14 protein-coding genes are annotated in these 14,552 nt (G+C 70.9%); 7 read left to right on the top strand and 7 right to left on the bottom strand.

Annotated features, from left to right (window positions below; genetic code table 11):
• Positions 1–23: 23 nt before the first annotated feature.
• On the bottom strand, positions 24–1,001 hold the full coding sequence (locus Q1A98_RS18115; RefSeq protein ID WP_299576029.1) for an alpha/beta hydrolase family protein: 978 nt from the start codon (positions 999–1,001) through the stop codon (positions 24–26).
• Between the two features lie 155 nt (positions 1,002–1,156).
• Between Q1A98_RS18115 and Q1A98_RS18110 the strand changes: the two genes are divergently transcribed.
• Complete coding sequence (locus Q1A98_RS18110; RefSeq protein ID WP_299576028.1) at positions 1,157–2,266, top strand: DNA polymerase IV; 1,110 nt, start codon at positions 1,157–1,159, stop codon at positions 2,264–2,266.
• Between the two features lie 31 nt (positions 2,267–2,297).
• Entirely contained in the window at positions 2,298–3,191 is an 894-nt protein-coding gene (locus Q1A98_RS18105; RefSeq protein WP_299576027.1) for an undecaprenyl-diphosphate phosphatase, read from the top strand.
• Between the two features lie 8 nt (positions 3,192–3,199).
• Here Q1A98_RS18105 and Q1A98_RS18100 read toward each other — a convergent pair whose 3' ends face one another.
• Complete coding sequence (locus Q1A98_RS18100) at positions 3,200–3,919, bottom strand: type 1 glutamine amidotransferase (protein WP_299576026.1); 720 nt, start codon at positions 3,917–3,919, stop codon at positions 3,200–3,202.
• Between the two features lie 86 nt (positions 3,920–4,005).
• Between Q1A98_RS18100 and Q1A98_RS18095 the strand changes: the two genes are divergently transcribed.
• Positions 4,006–5,631 (top strand): acyl-CoA dehydrogenase family protein, encoded by a 1,626-nt coding sequence (locus Q1A98_RS18095; protein ID WP_299576025.1) that lies wholly within the window; start codon positions 4,006–4,008, stop codon positions 5,629–5,631.
• Between the two features lie 172 nt (positions 5,632–5,803).
• Positions 5,804–6,718, top strand: a complete 915-nt coding sequence (locus tag Q1A98_RS18090; RefSeq protein ID WP_299576024.1) for an FAD-dependent oxidoreductase — start codon at positions 5,804–5,806, stop codon at positions 6,716–6,718.
• Between the two features lie 89 nt (positions 6,719–6,807).
• Here the strand turns inward: Q1A98_RS18090 and Q1A98_RS18085 are convergent, their stop codons facing one another.
• A complete protein-coding gene (locus Q1A98_RS18085) occupies positions 6,808–7,293 on the bottom strand; it encodes a histidine phosphatase family protein (protein ID WP_299576023.1) in 486 nt (161 codons plus the stop codon).
• Positions 7,290–7,577 carry a hypothetical protein gene (locus Q1A98_RS18080; RefSeq protein WP_299576022.1) on the bottom strand — a complete coding sequence of 96 codons (288 nt, stop codon included), beginning with the start codon at positions 7,575–7,577 and terminating at the stop codon, positions 7,290–7,292. The genes Q1A98_RS18085 and Q1A98_RS18080 overlap by 4 nt, the downstream gene beginning before the upstream one ends.
• A gap of 147 nt (positions 7,578–7,724) precedes the next feature.
• Between Q1A98_RS18080 and Q1A98_RS18075 the strand changes: the two genes are divergently transcribed.
• The 3 genes from Q1A98_RS18075 to Q1A98_RS18065 are packed head-to-tail and all read left to right on the top strand — an operon-like array spanning position 7,725 to position 10,925.
• Entirely contained in the window at positions 7,725–8,612 is an 888-nt protein-coding gene (locus Q1A98_RS18075) for a DMT family transporter (protein ID WP_299576021.1), read from the top strand.
• 10 nt (positions 8,613–8,622) lie between these two features.
• Entirely contained in the window at positions 8,623–9,492 is an 870-nt protein-coding gene (locus tag Q1A98_RS18070; protein WP_299576020.1) for a DMT family transporter, read from the top strand.
• A gap of 2 nt (positions 9,493–9,494) precedes the next feature.
• Complete coding sequence (locus Q1A98_RS18065) at positions 9,495–10,925, top strand: NAD(P)/FAD-dependent oxidoreductase (protein ID WP_299576019.1); 1,431 nt, start codon at positions 9,495–9,497, stop codon at positions 10,923–10,925.
• 21 nt (positions 10,926–10,946) lie between these two features.
• On the opposite strand, the gene Q1A98_RS18060 is transcribed toward Q1A98_RS18065, so the two are convergent.
• The 3 genes from Q1A98_RS18060 to Q1A98_RS18050 form a co-directional block, all read right to left on the bottom strand.
• A complete protein-coding gene (locus Q1A98_RS18060) occupies positions 10,947–11,162 on the bottom strand; it encodes a dodecin (RefSeq protein ID WP_299576018.1) in 216 nt (71 codons plus the stop codon).
• Between the two features lie 124 nt (positions 11,163–11,286).
• A complete protein-coding gene (locus Q1A98_RS18055) occupies positions 11,287–12,651 on the bottom strand; it encodes an FAD-linked oxidase C-terminal domain-containing protein (RefSeq protein WP_299576017.1) in 1,365 nt (454 codons plus the stop codon).
• Complete coding sequence (locus Q1A98_RS18050; RefSeq protein WP_299576016.1) at positions 12,648–14,426, bottom strand: AMP-binding protein; 1,779 nt, start codon at positions 14,424–14,426, stop codon at positions 12,648–12,650. Before Q1A98_RS18050 ends, Q1A98_RS18055 begins: the two co-directional genes overlap by 4 nt.
• Positions 14,427–14,552 lie beyond the last annotated feature (126 nt).

Here is a 14,552-nt window from a genome sequence, read left to right as displayed (position 1 = left end):
CAATGACGGTCCGCATTGTCCGATCAGCCGTTGCGGAACCAGCCGGCGCGATCGATGCGCCAGATCTCGTCCTGCCAGAACTGCCAGGCGTGGATGCCGACGGGCCAGAAGCTCGAGCGGACGTTCGCGCCGGCGGCGCGCGCGGCGAGGGCGAAGGTCTGCGACTGCTCCTGCGACACGACCTCGAGCGCCGACCCCGACAGGCCGGTGCCGAAGGTCGCGATGTTGGTCGGCGGGCCGTTCCAGATTCCGGCCGCCGCGTACACCCAGAGGTGCTTGCCGCGCATGGCGCCGAGGTTGAGCCACGGGTCGTTCTGGAACGCCTTCACGTTCGGGAAGATGCCCCACATGTCGTTCAGGTCGTAGCGACCGGAATCGAACGCGGCCGCACGCAGCATGGTCTGCATGCCGGGTGCCGTCGGGTGCGGGAAGCCCGACATCGACACCGCGCGGGTGTAGAGGTCCGGGCGGGTGGTGGCGAGCATGATCGCGGGCGCCGCCGACATCGACAGACCGACGAGCGTGCGGTTACGGGAGAACCCGAGGCTGTTCAGGTAGGCGGGCAGGCTGCCGGTGAGGACGCTGTTCCAGCGGTACGGGCGGGTCTGGCCGGCCGAGGGGCTCGGGGCGTCCCAGTCGGCGTAGAAGCTCGACTGGCCGCCGACGGGCATGACCACGTTGTAGCCGTGCTGCGAGAGGAACGGGACGTTCGTCTCCTTCTCCCAGCCGTTCACGTCGTTGGTGGCCCGCAGCCCGTCGAGGAAGATGACCGTCGGCGCCTGCGCCGGGTTCGTCGTGGTCGACGCCCAGGTGCGGATCACCGGGTTCGGCATCCCGTAGCCGTTGATCTGCGCGGACTTGAAGGTCGGCGCGGGGCGAGGGCCCCACGCGTTCGCCGCCCCGGTGCCCACGGTGACCAGCCCGAACGCCGCGATCATGGCGACGATCAGGGTGGACAGGGCTGCGCGTACGTGGGGCGCACGTCGGCTCGCGTAGGTCATGCGGATACCACTTCGTCTCGGGCCCGGGAGGGCGACTCGTCGTGCCGGCGCACCACACAGCACGCGTGAGCTGCGCAGACACGCGTGGTCACGTCCCCTGACGCCCTGTGTCTGTGCGGCACCCGACACCTTCCCACACGCGGGACAATGGCTCAATGTCGACGAAGGCGGGCGAGGGCCAGGTCACACCCGAACGCGTCGAATCGCCCGCGACGCACAGGCACCGGTGGATCCTGCACGTCGACCTCGACCAGTTCCAGGTGTCGGTGGAGCGGCAGCGCGCCCCCGAACTCGTCGGGATCCCGGTCATCGTGGGCGGGACGGGTGATCCGCAGGCGCCGCGGACCGTGGTGACCTGTGCGTCCTATGAGGCGCGCGACGTCGGGATCCGCGCGGGCATGCCTCTGCGGGCCGTGCACCGGAAGTTGCCCGACGCCGTCTACCTGCCCACCGACCACGAGACATATGACATCGCGTCCGACGAGGTGATGACGGTGCTGCGGGGCCTCGGTCACCCGGTCGAGGTGTGGGGGTGGGACGAGGCCTACGTCGGGGCCGATGTCGACGACCCCCACGCCCTCGCCGCGACCATCATCCGTCGCATCCGCGACGAGACCGGCCTGACCTGCGCCGTCGGCATCAGCGACAACAAGCAGCGCGCGAAGATGGCGACGAACTTCGCCAAGCAGCAGCCGCCCGGCGCCGACCGGGTCGACATCCTCACCGCCGACAGCTGGCTGCCGCGGATGGGGGATCGGCCCTGCCGGGACCTGTGGAGCGTCGGGCCGAAGACGGCGCAGAAGCTCACCGCCATGGACGTGCACACCGTCGCCGAGTTGATCGCGACACCGCGGGACACCCTCGTCGAGCGGTTCGGCAACCACCAGGGGACGTGGCTCTACGTCCTGGCGCGCGGCGGTGGGGACTCGACGATCACCGAGGCGCCGCACGTCGCGCGGTCGCATTCGAAGGTGCAGACGTTCCCCACCGATGTCACCGACGTCGAGGAACTGCACCGCCGGGCGTCCGACCTCGCGGCGGACGTGCTGGCCCTGGTGCGCGCCGAGGGTCGGGTGGTGTCCCACGTCGCGGTGACCGTGCGGACGTCGACGTTCTTCACCCGCACCAAATCGCGCAAACTGCCCACCCCGACAACCCACCTCACCGACATCGAGCCGTCGGTGCACACTCTTCTCGACCGCTTCGAGCTCGACCGGCCCGTCCGGCTGCTCGGTGTACGCCTGGACCTGGTGCTCGACGACTGAGCACCGTGGGTCTGCGACGAGAGGATCTCCCGTGAGCTCGCTGACCTACACCCAGTCGGTGGTGATGGGCCTGCTGCAGGGCGTGACCGAGTTGTTCCCGGTGTCGAGCCTCGGGCACTCGCTACTGGTCCCGGCGTGGATCGGCGGCAGCTGGGAGACACTCGTGACCCAGTCGAACAGCAGGGGACACACACCGTTCCTCGCGTTCCTCGTGGCGCTGCACGTCGCCACGGCCCTGGCCCTGGTCGTCTGGTACCGGCGCGACTGGGTCGCCATCGTCCGCGGGTTCGTGCACAGCGTGGTCCGCCGGCGCATCGACACCCGGGAGGCGAAGCTCGCCTGGCTGCTCATCGCCGGCACGGTGCTGGTCGGGATCGTCGGACTCGTGGCGGAGAAGCCGTTGCGCCAGGTGTTCGCGACGCCGCTCGCGTCGGCGGTGTTCCTCGTCGCCAACGGGTTCGTGCTGCTGGCCGCGGAACTCCTCCGACGTCACGCGGCGACGGGCGCGCACGCGGTCGCCGTCGCGTCGGGTGATCCCGACGCCGAGATCGACGACCTGCGGTACCGCGACGCCGTCGTGATCGGTGCCGCGCAGATCCTTGCGCTGCTGCCGGGGATCTCGCGGTCGGGGGCGACGATCTCGGCGGGACTGCTGCGCGGGATGAACCACGAGTCGTCGGCGAAGTTCGCGTTCCTGTTGGCGACGCCGGTCATCCTCGCCGCCGGCGTGCTGAAGATCCCCGAGCTGTTCGGGCCGGAGGGGCAGGGCATCGGTGGACAGGTGATCGTCGGTGCGATCTGCGCGTTCGTCGCGGCGCTCGTGGCGGTCGCGTTCCTGGAGCGCTTCTTCCGGACCCGGACGATGTACCCGTTCGTCGTCTACTGCCTCGCCGCGGGCGTCGTCAGCGTCGTGGCCTTCGCCTGACCGTCGGGTCAGTCCTGCAGCAGCCCGCCGTCGAGGACGCCGTCGAGCAGCCGGGCGCAGCGGGCGGCGAGGGATGCCCGATCGGCCTCGATCCGGGCGGCGAGGTCGTCGACGTCGATGCCGAAGTCGCGCTGCACCTCCCGTTCCGACTCACGTGACCAGCCCAGCCGCCACGCAGCGAACGACGCCGCGGTGATCTCCGGGTGGAACTGCGTCCCGACGACGCGTCCCCGCACGAACGCCTGCAGGCCCGCGTCGTTGTGGGCCAGGCGTCGGGCTCCCGGCGGGAGGGAGAAGTGGTCGAAGTGCCATTCCATCCACGGTCCGTCGTCGATCCACGACGCGGCCGCGTCCTCGGGGGTGACATCGACGAAACCGATCTCGGGGTGCGGTGAGCGTTCGACGACGCCGCCGAGCACGCGGCTGATGATCTGCCCGCCGAAGCACACCCCGAGGGTGGGTGTCCCGGCTTCGACGACGCGGTCGAGGTAGGCGCGCTCGGCGCGCAGCCAGGACAGCGAGTCGTCGTAGGCGGAGTCGACCGACCCCAGCACCACGACGGCCTCGACCGTCGCCGGGTCGGGGAGGTCGTCGGCGGGATGGACGACGACCGGCGTGAGCCCGCGGGCGCGGATCGCGTCGGCGAGCGACCCGGCCTCGGTGCGGCCGCGCTCGCGGTCGTCCTCGTGAGCCAGGACCAGGGCGGTGCTGGAATGTGGACGCGTCATCACCGGCGAGGGTAGGACGGATGACCCCGTACGGCCGATCGGGTGGGTGCTGGTGACCTCGGCTGTGATGGAGGACACTGACGGTCATGGCAGACACCCACTCCGTGTTCAACCAGGTCCCGCCGTTCGTCGGGCACAACCCCGCCGATCATCCTGCGCTCACCGAGGCCCTCGTCCGCGAGGGCGGCGAGTGGGGGCTCGGCGAGGTTCAGGCGCTCGGGGCGCTCGCGGGCACCGAGGAGGCGATGCGCTGGGGCGAGCTCGCCGACCGCAACCGCCCGGTGCTGCACACCCACGACAAGTTCGGCCACCGCGTCGACGAGGTCGAGTACGACCCCGCCTACCACCGCCTCATGCAGACGGCGACCGAGCACGGACTGCACTCGGGCCCGTGGACCGATCACCGACCCGGTGCGCACGCGGTGCGGTCGGCGAAGCTGGCCGTGTGGAACGTCGAGGCCGGTCACCTGTGCCCTGTCTCGATGACCTACGCGGTGGTGCCCGCACTGCGGCACGCGCCGGATCTCGCGGCCGTCTACGAGCCGCTGCTGACCGCGCGTGACTACGACCCGGTGCTCGCCGTCCCGGCCGGCAAGCGCGCACTGACCGCCGGCATGTCGATGACGGAGAAGCAGGGCGGGTCCGACGTCCGCGCCAACCAGACCGCGGCGACGCCGAACGGCGACGGGTCGTACACGATCGTCGGCCACAAGTGGTTCACCTCGGCGCCGATGAGCGACTTCTTCCTCACCCTGGCGCAGGCGCCCGGCGGGCTGTCGTGTTTCTTCGTCCCGCGCGTCCTGCCCGACGGCACCCGCAATCGACTGCGCCTGCAGCGGCTGAAGGACAAGCTCGGCAACCACGGCAACGCCTCGTCGGAGATCGAATACGACGACGCCACAGGCTGGTTGGTCGGCGACGAGGGTCGCGGCGTCAAGACGATCATCGAGATGGTCAGCCTCACCCGGCTCGACTGCGCCGTCGCCAGCGCGTCGGTGATGATGACGGGCCTGTCGCGGGCAATGCACCACGCGCAGCACCGCAGCGCGTTCGGCGACTACCTCATCGACCAGCCGCTCATGCGGAACGTGTTGGCGGACCTCGCGATCGAGGCCGAGGCGGCGATCGCGGTGTCGATGCGGATGGCCGGTGCGACCGACGCCGCCGAACGCGGGGACGAGCGCGAGGGGCTGATCCGGCGGATCGGGTTGCCCGCCACCAAGTACTGGACCTGCAAGCGCGCGCCCGCGTTCGCGGCGGAGGCGATGGAGTGCCTCGGCGGCAACGGCTACATCGAGGACTTCGGGATGGCGCGGCTGTTCCGGGAGTCGCCGCTCGCCGGCATCTGGGAGGGCAGCGGCAACGTCAGCGCCCTGGACATGTTGCGCGCCATGGCCACCGCGCCGAAGTCGGTGGAGGCGATCACCGACGAGCTCGACTCGGCGCTGGGTCTCGACGAGCGTTACGACGCGCACGTGGCGTCCATCAAGGCGCAGCTCGGCGATCTCGACCACATCATGATCGGTGCGCGACGCCTGGCCGAGTCGCTGTGCGTCGGGCTGCAGGGCTCGTTGCTGCTGCGGCACGGACACCCGGCGGTCGCAGAGGCGTTCGCGGCCACACGCCTCGCCCGCAACTGGGGCAGCGCGTTCGGAACACTGCCCCCGGGCCTCGACCTCTCGCCGATCCTCGAGCGCGCCCTGGTCAAGTAGCCGCCCCCCGTTCGTTGGGCGCCCGGAGCCGTCGAGTGGGCGGCAGGAACCGTTCGTTGGGCACCCGGAGCCGTTCGTTGGGCGCCAGGAACCGTCGAGTGGGCGGTTGGAGACGTCGAGTGGGCGCTCGCGGCGTCGGCAAGTCGTTGCGGGCGCGCGGTTACCGTGTGACATGAGCAGCGCAGGGGTGACCGTCGTCGGAGCCGGCATGTCGGGGGCGGCGTGCGCCGCGGAACTCGTCCGCGCGGGGGTCGAGGTGCGTGTCGTCGACCGGGGGCGGGCGCCCGGCGGTCGGATGGCGTCGCCGACGTTGCACGACCGCCGCGTCGACACCGGAGCCGGCTACTTCACCGTGCGCGACAGCGGCTTCCAGGCTGTCGTCGATGATTGGCACGACCGGGGACTGACGCGGCCGTGGACCGACACGTTCGGGGTGCTCTCGCCCGACGGGCCCCCCTCGACGAAGTCCGGACCCACACGCTGGGCGACGGACGGTGGCCTGCGGTCGCTGGTCCGCGACGTCCTCGGCGACATCCCGGTCGAGACCGCGTCGCTCGACGCCCTCCCCGCCGGCCACGTCGTCGTCGCCATGCCCGATCCGCAGGCCGCGCGTCTCGCCGAGGTGCCGGACCCCGTCGAATACGAGCCGGTCATCGCCGTCGTCGTCGGGTTCGACGGTCGACCGGACCTGCCCTTCGACCACGCCGCATTCGTCAACGATCACCCCGACGTGGCCTTCCTCGCCGACGACGGCTCGCGGCGCGGCGACGACGCGCCGGTGCTCGTCGTCCACACCACCCCCGACCGTGCGCGACAGCATCTCGACGACCCGGACGCCGTGATCGTGCCTGTCGTCGACGCGCTGCGGCGACTACTCGGGACCGGCGATCCCGCGTGGACGCACGCGCATCGATGGACATTCGCGAAACCGGCCGCGCAGCACGATGTCTCGTGTCACGTCGCCGTCGACGGCGATCGCGTCGTCGGACTCGCCGGCGACCAGTGGTGCCCCGAGGGTGCGCCGCGCGTCGAGAGTGCGTGGCGATCGGGCGTCGACCTCGCCGCGGCACTGCTCCCGCGCCTCTGAACCGCCCACTCGGCGGCTCCAACTGCCCACTCGACGGGTCCAAGCGCCCAACGAACGGTTCCAAGCGCCCGACGAACGGGTCCAGGCGGTCAGCGGGGGATGAACAGCCCCTGGAAGGTCGCGGGGTCGTCGGCGGACAGCCCGACGCGGTCCCAGGGGGCGGTCACCGACAGCACCGCGTAGGCGGAGGTCGGGAAGTGGCCGATCTCGGCCGACGGGTCGAGGGCGCGGGCGGTCATCGGCATGCCAGGTTCGTGTCCGACGACGAGGACGGTCGACGCATCGGCGGGCACGTGCGACCGGACGGCCGCGAGGACGTCCTCGGGCATGCCGCCGTAGACGTCGTCGACGAAGGCCACGCTCGACGCCTCGACGCCCGTCCGGTCGAGGGTCTGGCGGGTGCGGGTCGCCGTCGAGCAGACGACGGCGTCGGCGACGATCCCGTCGCGGCGCATCCAGTCGCCCGCGAGTGCGGCCTCACGTCGGCCGCGGTCGGCCAGGGGGCGGTCGTGATCGGACACGCCGTCGGGATAGCCGGACTTGCCGTGACGCATCAGCACCAGGGTGCGGGTCATGCCGAGCGACGCCCCGACTCCGCTGCGGCCCCGCGCCCGGCGCGCCGCAGCGCGGTCGCTGTCGCGCGCCATGCGGCGGCCTCCTGCTCGAGGTGGCAGGCCGTCTCCTCGTCGTCGACATCACGGGCGAGGTCGGCCTCGCGGCGCAGCTCGACATCCTCGTCGAGGGCGAGGGCGACCAACTCGGCACGGGCGGGGACGCTGTCGAGGGCGGAGCGGATCTGCGACTGCGACAGCGTCGCGAGCAGTTCCAGCTCGCGGATCAGCGCACCGTCATCAGACATGTCGACCACGGTAGGACGCCGGTCCGACACGTGGGAAACACCTGGCACGGCGCGGCGCGAACTCGGCGTCTGTGAGTTGCGTGAGGATTCCCCAGGGCGCCGCTCATCGACTGTCGACCGTTGGTCGCGGCCAGTACCGTTGGCCTGATGCACCTGATCCTGCCCGCGGTCCTGGCCGTGGCGTCGGCGCTGCTGGTGGCCACCGGCACGCTGATCCGGCAGCGGTCCTCCACACCGTCCGGCGGCATCACCCGGCGCTGGTGGCTGGGGGTCGCGGTCGCGGCCGTCGGGTTCGTCCTGCAGGCGGCCGCGCTGTCGCTCGGGACGCTGCTGCTGGTGCAGCCGCTCATCGTGCTCTCGGTGCTGTTCGCGTTGCCGATGGAGGCACACCTCGACCACCGACGCCTGAGCTTCCCGGAGTGGAAGTGGGGCATCGTCCTCACCCTGTGCATCGCGGCGTTCGTGTTGATCACCATGCCGACGCCGGCGAAGCACCGGCTCGACGCGGGTGTTCTCGCCGGGACCATCGTCACCGTCGTGGTGGTGCTCGCGGGCCTGGTGATCGCGGCCCGACTCGTCTCGCTGCATCACCGCGCGTTGCTCTTCGGATCCGCCTCGGGCCTGCTCACGGGCGTGCAGTCGTTCCTGGTGAAGTCGGTGATGACGCAGTTCGGTGAGGGCCTGGCCCGACCGTTCACGCATCCGGAGCTGTACCTGATCCTCGTGGTCGCGACGGGGTCGGTGATCACACAGCAACTCGCGTTCGCCGCCCACGACCTCCAGACGTCCTTCCCCGCCATGACGGTGATGGAACCCGCGGTCGCGATGGCGCTGGGCGTGTTGCTGCTGGGTGAACGCGCGAACGTGGACCTCGTCGAGGGCATCGTCGTCGGGATCGTGTTGCTGATCATGGGCTACGCCGTGGTGGTGCTGGCCAAGTTCGCCGCCGAGCGGGAGACCGAGTTCGAGATCCACTCCGACCACGACGCGCCGTCACCCGCGCTGAGCCCTGCCGCACGCGCGCCGGACCGTTAGCCTCGACCCAGTGCACACGTGGATCCCCGCAGTCCTCGCGATCGGCGCCGCCGCGCTCATCGCGCTGGGCACCGTGCTCCGACAACGGGCCTCCTGCATTGGCGGGGCCGTCTCCGTCATGTGGACGGTGGGTGCCGCGGTGGCCTTGCTCGGATTCGGGTTGCAGGCCGGTGCGCTGGGCCTCGGATCCATCCTGCTGGTCCAGCCGATCGTGGTGCTCGCGGTGCTGTTCGCCCTGCCCATGGAGGCCGTCCTCGACCACCGGCGCCCGACCCGCCACGAGTGGGGGTGGGGCGGCGTGCTCGTCCTCTGCGTCGGGCTGTTCCTGCTGCTGGCCGACCCGAAAGAGGTCGACCGCCGCCCCGATCACCTGTTGATCGCGGGCACCGTCGTCGCGGCGATCGCGCTGCTGGTCGGTCTCGTCGTCGTCGCGGAGAGGGCCGACGACCACTACCGCGCCCTCTGTTACGGACTCGTCGCCGGGACCTTGTTCGGCATCGGCGCCCTGCTGGTCAAGGCGGTCGTCTACCAGGCCGTTCACGACCCGCTGCACCTCTGGTCACGGCCGGAGGCGTACCTCTTCGCGGTGGTGGCCGTCGGTGGCATCGTCGCGCAGCAGCGCAGCTTCGTCGCCGGCGAGCTCCAGACGTCGTTCCCCGCCATGACCGTCATGGAGCCGGCCGTCTCGATGGCGCTGGGCGTCACCCTGCTCGGTGAGTCGGTGCGGGTCGGCTGGTGGCAGAACGGACTCATGGTGATCGCGCTGGCCGTGATGGTGGTCGCCGTCGTGGTGCTCGCTCGCATCTCCGCGATCCGCGGCACCGGTGCCACGGACACGCCCGACCCGATGACAAGCCCGCGCGTCCGTAGCACTGTGTGAGGGTGACCGATCCCCAGAACACCGCGCCCGACACCTACGACGTGATCGTCCTCGGCGGTGGTGCCGTCGGTGAGGTGGCCGCGCAGTTCGCCGTGGCGAACTCCGATCGCCGTGCCGCGATCGTCGAGAACCAGTTGCTCGGCGGCGAGTGCTCGTACTGGGCGTGCATGCCCAGCAAGGCGCTGCTGCGGCCGCTCGAGGTCGCGAACACCGCGCGACACCTCGACGGCATCACCGTCGCCGGCGGCACCGACGTGACCGCGCTGCTGGCCCGACGCGACACCTGGGTCAGCCACTACTCGGACAGCTCACAGCGGAAGTGGGCACAGGACACCGGGATCGACGTCATCACCGGCACCGGCCGACTCGCGGGGGAGAAGACCGTCACCGTCGAGACCGGCGACGGGCCGCGCACGCTGCACGCCCGCCACGCGGTGATCGTGGCGACCGGCAGCACCGCGTCGGTCCCCGCGCTGTTCGCCGACGTCGCACCGTGGACCTCGCGCGACGCCACCGGTGTCCGTCAGGTGCCGGAGTCGCTGATCATCGTCGGCGGGGGTGTCGTCGCGTGCGAGGCGGCGACGTGGATGAACGCCCTGGGCAGCACCGTCACCATGCTGGTCCGCAGCGGGCTGCTGGGCTCCCTCGACGACTTCGCCGGTGAGGCCGTGGCCGAGGCCCTGCGCGATGCGGGCGTCGAGATCCGCCTCGGCGTCGACATCACCGCCGCGCACCGTGAGTCGGTGGACGAGGCGGGCGGCGCCACCGGCGTGCCGCACGGCGGACCGGTCACCGTGACCGTCGACGGCGACGAGATCACCGCGGCGGAGATCCTCGTCGCCGCCGGCCGTCACCGCACCGTCGACGACATCGGGCTCGACACCGTCGGGATCACCGATCCGTCGCAGGTGTCCGCGCCCGACGGCTACGACGGCGTCGACTGGCTGTACTCGGTCGGCGACGCGTCGTTCGGCCCCATGCTGACCCACTGGGGCAAATACCAGTCGCGGATCGTCGGGCAGCGCATCGCCGCGATCGCCGAGGGTCGTACCCCGCCGACGGTCCCGGCCGACCCGCCGGTGCCGCAGGTGGTGTTCACCGACCCGGAGGTCGCGTCGAGCGGGCTGTCCGAGAAGGAGGCGCGCGAGAAGTACGACAGCGTCACCGTGATCAGCAGACCGATCACCGCGGCGGCGGGCATCGGACTGCTGCGGGACGACGCGTCGGGGACCGCACAGATCGTCGTCGACGACGCCACCCGCACGCTCGTCGGTGCGACGTTCGTCGGGCCCGAGGCGGGTGAGTTGATCCACGCCGCCACCGTCGCGATCGTCGGCAGGGTCACCGTCGACGACCTGTGGCATGCCGTGCCCAGCTACCCGACCCCCGCCGAGATCTACCTACGACTGCTCGAGGGGTACTTCGGCTACTGAGCCGGCGAGCGCCTCAGTCGGTCACTCGCCGAAGCGGAACCCGACCTTGAGTGTGACCTGGAAATGGCCGATCTCGCCGTTCTCGATGTGTCCGCGGGTCTCGACGACCTCGAACCACTCGAGGTTGCGCAGCGTCTCGTTCGCCCGCGAGATCGCGGTGCGGATGGCGTCGTCGATGCTCGTCGTGGACGAACCGACGATCTCGGTGATGCGGTAGACGTTGTCGCCGGCGCTCATGGGTGTCTCCTGACTCGTGGTGAGGCGTGGTCCCGTCGACGCTATGCGGGCCCGACGCCCACCACCTCGCTTTGCCGCGGCGTGATCGGATCGGAATACGCAGTCGCGGCGGCGCCAGGAGGGGTCAGAACATCGCGCCCGGGTTGAGGATGCCGTCGGGGTCGAGTGCGGCCTTGACCTTGCGGGAGATGTCCATGACGTCCTCGCCGACCTGGTTCGGTAGCCACGCCTTCTTCATGCGGCCGGTGCCGTGCTCGCCGGTGATGGTGCCGCCCAACGCGATCGCGAGGTCCATGATCTCGCCGAACGCGAGGTCACCCCGGGCGCGCTGCTCGGGATCGTCGGGGTCGACGACGATCAGCGGGTGGGTGTTGCCGTCACCGGCGTGCGCGATGACGGAGATCATCACGTCCCGGTTCTCGGCGATGGCGGCGATCCCGTCGACGAGGGCGGGCAAGCTCGGAAGCGGCACGCCGACGTCCTCGAGCAGCAGCGTGCCCTTCTTCTCGACCGCCGGTATGGCCATGCGGCGTGCGACGGTGAACGCCTCGCCCTCCTCCGGGTCGTCGGTGGAGAACACGTCGGCCGCACGGTGGGATTCGAACGCCTCGACGATGATCGCGATCTCCTCGGCGGCCGCGGCGCCGGGTGCGTCGCTCTGCGCGACGAGCAGCGCGCCGGCGTCGCGGTCGAGACCCATCTTCAACTGGTCCTCGACGGCGTTGATCGCGACGGAGTCCATGAACTCGAGCATCGCGGGACGGATGCGGTTCGTGATCGACAGGACGGCCTCGGTCGCGTCGTGGACGGAGGCGAAGCTGCCGACGACGGTGCACGCGGGCGGCTGCGGTGGCAGCAGGCGCAGCGTCAGCTCGGTGATGATGCCGAGCGTCCCCTCACTGCCGACGAACAGCTTCACCAATGACAGGCCCGCGGAGTCCTTCAGGCGCGGCCCTCCCAGTTTCACGACGCGCCCGTCGGCGAGGACCACCTCCATCCCGAGGACGTAGTCGGTGGTGACGCCGTACTTCACGCAGCACAGGCCGCCGGCGTTGGTGGCAGCGTTGCCGCCGATGGAGCAGATCTCGAACGACGACGGGTCCGGCGGGTACCAGAGGCCGTGTTCGGCGACGGCCGCCTTCACCTCGGCGTTGAGCAGGCCGGGTTGCGCGGTGGCCGTTCGCATCACCGGGTCGACGTGGATGTGCCGCATCTTCTCGGTGGTCAGCACGATGGCGCCGTCGACGGCGCTGGACCCGCCCGACAGGCCGGTACCGGCGCCGCGCGGCACCACGGCCACCCGGTTCGTCGCGCACCAGCGGACCGCGGTGGCGACGTCGTCGGTGCTGGTCGCGCGGACAACCGCCAGCGGGGTCCCGGCGTGCGGGTCGAGCGCCCTGTCCTGCCGGTACCCGGCGACGATGTCGGGGTCGGTGACCACGGTGCCGTCGGGCAGCGCGGCGATCAGGTCGTCGAGAGCGGCTGTCATGACATCAGACTATCCGTCGTGTCAGATGCGGTGGGCGCCGTTGCGCGGACGTCCTCCTCGCGGAATTCGATGACCTCGCCGGTGGACTCGGCGGCGCGGAGTTCGACACGACGGATCTTGCCGCTGATGGTCTTGGGCAGCTCGCCGAACGTGATCCGACGGACACGCTTGTAGCCGGCCAGGTGGTCGCGGCTGTGGGCGAAGATCGCGGCGGCCGTCTCGGCGTCGGCGGCCCAGCCCGCGGCGAGAACGATGTATGCCTTCGGGACCGACAGGCGCAGCTCGTCGGGTGCGGGGACGACGGCTGCCTCGGCGACCGCGTCGTGTTCCAGCAGAACCGATTCCAGTTCGAAGGGGCTGATGCGATAGTCGCTGGACTTGAACACGTCGTCGGTGCGCCCGACGTAGGTGATGTAGCCGTCGGCGTCGCGGCTGCCGACGTCACCGGTGTGGTACCAGCCGCCGGACATCGCCGCGGCCGTGCGGTCGGGGTCGCCGTGATAACCGACCATCAGCCCGAGTGGCCGCGTCGAGAGGTCCACGCAGATCTCGCCCTCGTCGACGCCGGACTCACCGGTGGCCGGGTCGACCAGCCCGATCGTGTACCCCGGACACGGTCGGCCCATCGACCCGTCCTTGATCGGCTGCCCAGGGGTGTTCGCGATCTGCACCGTGGTCTCGGTCTGGCCGAATCCGTCGCGGATGGTGACGCCCCAGGCGTCGCGGACGCGGTCGATCACCTCGGGGTTGAGGGGCTCGCCCGCGCCGACGGCCAGTCGCGGGGGCGTCGACAGTCGGCTCAGGTCGCTCTGGATGAGCATGCGCCACACCGTCGGCGGCGCGCAGAAGGTGGTGACCCCGCACCGCTGCATCTGCGCCATCAGGGCCGCGGCGTCGAAGCGGGTGTAGTTGAACAGGAAGACGCACGCGCCCGCGTTCCAGGGCGCGAAGACGTTCGACCACGCGTGTTTCGCCCAGCCGGGCGACGACACGTTGAGGTGCACGTCGCCGGGCTGCAGACCGATCCAGTACATCGTCGACAGGTGCCCGACGGGGTACGACGCGTGCGTGTGCTCCACCAGCTTCGGACGCGAGGTGGTCCCGGAGGTGAAGTACAGCAGCAGGGTGTCGTCGGCGCGTGTGTCGTGCTCGACGAACCCGGCCGGGTCGGGGAGTGCGCCGGCGTCGGGATAGGCGGTCCAGTCCGCATCGGTCGTCGCGCCGACGGCGATGCGGGTGGGGGAGCGGCCGTCGTCGAGGGAGGCGATGGCGTCGTCGATCGTCGCGGTCAGCTCGCCACGCACGATGACGTGGTCCACGCCGCCCCGGCCGATGCGGTCGGCGGCGTCGGCCCGCGAGAGCTGCGTGGTCGCGGGGATCACGACCGCGCCCAGTCGGATCGCGGCGAGCATGACCTCCCACAGCTGGACCTGGTTGGCCAGCATCAACAGGATGCGCTCCCCGGGGGCGACGCCCTGCTCGGCGAGCCACGCGGCGACGCGCACCGACCGGTCCCGCATCTGCGGGAAGGACCACCGGTCCTCGCTCCCGTCTTCCTCGACCAGCCACAGCGCCGGTCGGTGGTCGTGGTCGCGCTCGCGCTCCGCGGCCAACACGTCGAACCAGTCCCGCGCCCAGTTCCACCGGTCGAGCTCCGGCCAGGCGAACGCGGTGCGCGCCGCGTCGAGGTCGTCGGCGTTGTCGAGCAACGCGGCCCGCGCCGCCCGGAACCGCTCGGTGGGAGCACCCTGCTCGGTGGGATCGGTCGCGGTCATCGGAACCTCCGCCTCGTCTCGACAAGCACGTGCCGGCCTTCGCCGGCTAATACTAGGAGTTCCTAGTGTACGGTGAAGCGCGTCACTCCCGGTGCCGGTTCGCCGGTTCCCATCCACGCGAGAAGG

The sequence above is a fragment of the uncultured Williamsia sp. genome, from assembly GCF_947494875.1.
Taxonomy (GTDB): domain Bacteria; phylum Actinomycetota; class Actinomycetes; order Mycobacteriales; family Mycobacteriaceae; genus Williamsia_A.
Note: the sequence above shows the minus strand (reverse complement) of the source record. Positions and strands in the feature narration are given on the sequence as shown.